At 56.0% G+C, this 2,780-nt stretch carries 2 protein-coding genes; one reads left to right on the top strand and one right to left on the bottom strand.

Going from position 1 to position 2,780, the window contains the following annotated elements:
- Positions 1–1,590 precede the first annotated feature (1,590 nt).
- Positions 1,591–2,004, bottom strand: coding sequence for a hypothetical protein (locus JNN07_14500; protein ID MBL9168947.1), 414 nt, complete (start codon positions 2,002–2,004; stop codon positions 1,591–1,593).
- Positions 2,005–2,224: 220 nt separating this feature from the next.
- Here JNN07_14500 and JNN07_14495 point away from each other — a divergent pair, with 220 nt between their 5' ends.
- A complete protein-coding gene (locus JNN07_14495; protein ID MBL9168946.1) occupies positions 2,225–2,503 on the top strand; it encodes a hypothetical protein in 279 nt (92 codons plus the stop codon).
- Positions 2,504–2,780: the final 277 nt, after the last annotated feature.

Here is a 2,780-nt window from a genome sequence, read left to right as displayed (position 1 = left end):
TGTGGATAAAAGCCCGGCTTGCCGGAAGGCAGCCGGGCACCCCTTTTGAAATCGCAGAGACCACCCCTCGTTGCAATGCTCAATCCAACCCATCCACAGAACTCGAAGTCCCCCTGCCGCGCAGCGGCTTCGTCCAACGAGGCTACTCCAGTGAACGCGCCGATCGCATCTAGTTTTCAGGTTGAGCGGCCATACCGGCGCGTCCCTGAGTAGTTTCGTTAGATGTCTGCACCTCGTCCACATGTTGCGATTCGGAAGCGACTGCTCTTGGTAGCTGGCGTATCGTTGGTTGTTGCGGTGTTGGCAGGCCATTCCGCATTCAATACTTGGCGGCTATTGCCTGAGTCCTACGCTGCGTGGACGACGGGAAATTTGATGGTCGAATATTTACAGACCCACACTAATGAGTGGCCGCGTGATTGGGAAGATTTGAGGGCAGCGACAAATTCTTTGCTGGAGAAAGGGATGCCTGTGTATTCGCCGCTCGACCGCCTACCGGCACTCGTGAGGATTGACTGGCAGGTTGACGTGAATGTTTTGTCGCAGACAGCGCGCAGTGACTCCAATGCCACGATCCAAGTTGTTACGCGGTTGGATGGGTCGCCCCTTCCTGCGTTGTGGGGAAGTGACACTGAGCCGAATGGCAAGATCATGCGGTATTTGCAGAAACAATGAGGACATCTAACCAGCCCGATCGAGGACAACCCCGACCAGCCCTTGGATTTGCTCAGCCCGTCATGACCATCACAACCTTTACCAGCCTTGCCGATCGTCACCTCACAGGTCGGGGTGCCTCATCGGGAGGTCGTTAGGATGTTGTGGATATGCCGTGGTACAAGTGCACCATAGAGGGGCAGGGTTTCCCAGGTAGTTTGATTGGTAAGCCAGGTCTGGTCGGCTTTTTCGCGACTCGTTTCGTAGAGGCACCATCGGCCGAGGAGGCTGAGTCACTGAGTCTCGCTGAACTGCGGCGTGATGATCGATTCAAGATTCCATCCGCCGGACTCCAACCGCCGGACGCACGAGTGTTTTTCGCCGAGATCCTCGAGATCGAGCCATCGGCCGTACCTCCAGTTACACCTGGGCTCGTGTGGTATGAGATGGGGGACTTAGGTGCCCGTTCCTAACCAGATCGTCGACCGAACCGCCGCCAGCATCCGCATGTCCGACATGACCAGAGTCACTACATCACTCTCTTCGTCGACCGCCCTCTTACGGCGGCGGTCGCTCACGATCGGTCGTTCGGCATGAGTGTATGCCAGTTTTGACTTCAGACCTGGCGGCAGTCCGGAGCCCGAGTTGGCGCCGGTTCTTTTCGCTGCTCGGGACATCCTTCGTGGCCTTTGTCATGGCCTGCGTTGTCCCCACTCCAGGCAGTTGGTCTGATGTTCGCTCCCAGTGGCTGCCAGTAGCTGTCGTTGCCGTCATTTGCATCGGGTTCATCATCACAACCGCGATCATGTATTGGAGAGGTGGTGAGTTGACTGGCCTACAGGCAAGCCTGCTCTGCTTGATCTTTGGAGTGATCTTGGTCTTTATGGCACGTGAGCTTTGCGTCTCTGCGCTGTTTCTACGAGACGTCAGGAGCACTCATTCTTCACTTCGCACGGGAGTGCCGAACCAGATCGTCGACCGAACCGCCACCTGTAGGGGGATTTCGGACATGATCACAGTCACACCATCAGCCAATCCGCCGTGCGCCCTCTTTCGGCGGCGGTCGGTCACGATCGGTCGTTGGGTATGAAGTCCTCGCCACAGCATGGCAATTCGTTCCGGAGCTTTCCAGTGGACCTCTTGGCTGTATCTGGCATTCCCATCCTCGCCACAGCCGTTGTCTCCTGCTGGTTGATGTCGATGCGCGGCACTACCTGGGTCGTCGCTGCCACGGTTTCCTTGAGCATGGCAGTTGCGGGCGCGGTTTTGATTTTTGCTGCCAAACTTCCTTTGTATAGGCAGCGCCGTTTCTTTGTCTTCGGGCTCAGAAACATTCCACAGTCGCGACATGCTTATTATCGATGGGGGTGCAGCCTCAGTGTTATCGGGTGCGTGTTGATGATTCTCTTGTGCCTAGGCTCTATTCAGTGGAGGTGATACCCAACCAGCCCACTCGATCCAACAGCCCTTAGCCTCCAAGTTTTTCACATGATCACCGTTCCTACATCCCAGGTTTCGCCCGAGTTGGCTCTCGGTCGCCGGGCTGTGGCTCAGTGGGAACGTTAGCCTTATGTCGACGCTCGTGATGGTCGGTATTATCGCGGTTATCTCTGTAATCGTGGCATGGGGTGTGAACTCGCTGATCGGATTGATGAGCGGTGATCGACCCGACGACGTTGCCGGTGACGCCACTGATATTTTTTCACGTATCATCATCGGACTCGAATTCGGACTGATTGCACGATTGCTCGATGAGGTCACTGGCACGCCTTGGGTCCGCCGGATCGTCTACGTAGCTGTTGCGGCCTACTTGGTAAAGATCGCATGCGATTATTGGATCCACCATTGATCTCATCGTTGAATCGGCTAACAAGCCCACTCGATCCAACAGCCCTTAGCCTCCGAGTTTTTCACATGATCCCCGTTCCTGCATTACTGGTTTCGTCCGAGTTGGCTCTCGCTCGGCGGGCTGTGGATCAGCGGGAGCGTTCGGCCTTACCATGAAGACTATTGTCGTGACGGTGCCTGCAGCCCACTCCGACTACACGCTTGTGAGCCTCCTTAGAAACGTTGGCGAGGAGATGTATCGCAAGTTTTCTCACCAGGGCATTGCTGAGATTCCCGAC

Source organism: Verrucomicrobiales bacterium (genome assembly GCA_016793885.1).
Taxonomy (GTDB): Bacteria; Verrucomicrobiota; Verrucomicrobiia; order Limisphaerales; family UBA11320; genus UBA11320.
The sequence above is the reverse complement of the archived record's forward strand: the minus strand, read 5'-3'. Positions and strand labels throughout refer to the sequence as shown.